Origin of the sequence: Rhabdaerophilum calidifontis (genome assembly GCF_008641065.1) — a bacterium.
GTDB classification, from domain to species: Bacteria; Pseudomonadota; Alphaproteobacteria; order Rhizobiales; family Beijerinckiaceae; genus Rhabdaerophilum; species Rhabdaerophilum calidifontis.
In genome coordinates, this window is the sequence record NZ_VTRS01000016.1 from 1 (window position 1) to 1885 (window position 1885).

1 protein-coding gene is annotated in these 1885 nt (G+C 59.7%); it reads left to right on the forward strand.

What is annotated here, in order from left to right; all coding sequences use genetic code 11:
- Positions 1–1624, forward strand: a 1624-nt coding sequence (locus FWJ24_RS14535) for an N-6 DNA methylase (protein ID WP_150288556.1), incomplete at its 5' end; no start/stop codon positions are given.
- Positions 1625–1885 lie beyond the last annotated feature (261 nt).

The following is a 1885-nucleotide window of genomic DNA, read 5'->3' on the forward strand; positions in this document are numbered from 1 at the left end:
TTCGGGGGCCGTTTCAGCCGGTGACGGCAAGCTCTTCGACTTCATCAACAAGGAACTGCTGCCCGCACTTCACGGGCTGGACATCGACGCGCGCACTGGCCAGCCGAACCCCACGGCGTCGCCTAAACAGCGCATCATCGGCCGGATCATGACGGCTGTCGAAAAGGTGCGCGTGGATTCCGAAACGAACCTGCGCGACATCCTCGACCGAGTGCATGAGATCAGCATCGACAACATCGACGACACCCACTTCTTCACCCTGTCGCAGGTGTACGAAGACCTGCTGCTCAAGATGGGCGAGAAGAACTCGGATGGGGGTCAGTTCTTCACCCCGCGCGAGGTGATCCGCGCTATGGTGCACACGGTCGATCCTCAGCTTGGCCAGACGGTCTATGACCCTTGCTGCGGAACAGGTGGGTTCCTCGCGATTGCTTATGAGCACATTTCCCGGCGCTTGGGCCGATCGCCGCTGAGCACCGACCTTGAAACGTTGAAGCACGACACCTTCTTCGGCCGCGAGAAGGAAAATCTCGTCATCCCGATCGCTCTGGCCAACCTCGTCTTGCACGGGATCGACCAGCCCAATCTCTGGCACGGCAATTCTCTCACGCGCCGGGCAACCTATGGTGCACTGTTTGACAAGGCGCCAAAGCAGTTCGACGTGATCCTCACCAACCCGCCGTTCGGCGGCAAGGAAGGCAAGGACGCGCAGAAGAATTTCGCCTTTGAGACCAGCTCGACGCAGGTCCTGTTCGTTCAGGACATCCTTGGCGAACTCGCGCCGAAGGGGACCTGCGCTATCGTTCTCGACGAAGGAATGCTGTTCAGGACCAATGAAGGCTCCTTCGTCGAAACGAAGCGAAAACTGGTCGATGAATGTGACCTTTGGGCCATCGTGAGCCTGCCAGGCGGCGTCTTCTCGACGGCTGGCGCCGGCGTGAAGACGAACCTGCTGTTCTTCACCAAGGGCAGGAAGACAGAGCAGATCTGGTACTACGACCTGAGCCACGTGAAGGTCGGCAAAAAGACGCCCCTCACTCTGGCGCATTTCGGGTTTGACAAGGATGGCAAGCCGCTGCCCGACAGCGCGCTGCCTGCCAATCTCACCGCTGATTGGCTCGAACAGGAAGACAACGCCGGCAAGCCCTTCCCGAGTTACGCGCGGCTTCTGCCCCTCCGTGGCAAGGCCGAGGCGGACACTCGATACTCCTGGACTATCGACTTTGCCGCGCGCCGCACAAAAGCCCGTGAAGAAATGCAGCCCCTGCTGGCGCAGGCGGCAGATACCAAGGCCGAGGTGACAGACCTGAAGGAAGAGCTGAAGCGCCGGAAGAAGTCCAAAGCTTCTGATGCCGAAATTGCCGCGATGCTCAGCGAAATTGGAGACAAGGAGAAGGCGGCACGTGATCTGGAGGCTCAAGCCTCGGCGATTGACGCTGCGGTCTTCGACCTGAAGGCTGTCAACCCAAGCACTGTCGCGAAATTCGACGACCGGTCGCCCGCCGAGATAATTCGAAGTATTCACGATCACGGGCGCACTGTTGCCGAAGCGCTGGCTCGTCTGGCGGCCCTGATCCGCGATGACGACGACGCGACGGCAAAGCTGCGTTCTGCGGGTCAGTGACGGGCAAGCGACGGCATATCGATTCCGTGACAGGCGTGCTTAGCTTGCCTGCGCCTCGCCGGGCCAAAGTTTGGTTTCGGGTGCGGGAGTCCGTTTCCCGTCGGGCAGATCGTAACGCAACAAGCCAGCCTTTCGGCTATCCGTTGCGATCTTGTGAAACGGCCCCCGAATTCCCCGGACAGGTCTCACCCTTAAAATAAGGGTTGGGAGTAATGTCGTGGCTATGACTGGTTCTTATCCGAAGATTGAGGTCCTGACCGG